The following is a 295-nucleotide window of genomic DNA, read 5'->3' as shown; positions in this document are numbered from 1 at the left end:
ACTGCCGCGCCTCAGGTCGAACTCGAACTGGTGCAGATGGAAACGGCCGAGCAGCTTCAAGCGATCAATGCCGGCGATATCGATCTCGGACTTTCCCGCCCGCTTACCGGCAATCATCATCTGGAAAGCCTGTGCGTTGCGCGCGAACCCATGATGCTCGCCATCCCTCGCGCGCATCCGCTTGCCGCAAAACGCCGACCTGCGCTGGATGCGCTCAATGGTGAGCCCTTCATCATGTTTTCCCCGCCCGCACGCTATCTGCACGACAAGCTGACCAGACTGATAGAGCAGAACG

The 295-nt window shown here is 60.0% G+C and carries 1 protein-coding gene; it reads left to right on the top strand.

Features of this window, described 5'->3' with window-relative positions:
• Positions 1–295 (top strand): LysR substrate-binding domain-containing protein (locus ACIK7D_RS27765; protein ID WP_400158177.1); only part of this gene is annotated, 295 nt, incomplete at both ends.

The organism is Agrobacterium sp. P15N1-A (assembly GCF_044626815.1).
In the GTDB taxonomy this organism is placed as follows: Bacteria; Pseudomonadota; Alphaproteobacteria; order Rhizobiales; family Rhizobiaceae; genus Agrobacterium; species Agrobacterium leguminum.
Note: the sequence above shows the minus strand (reverse complement) of the source record. Positions and strands in the feature narration are given on the sequence as shown.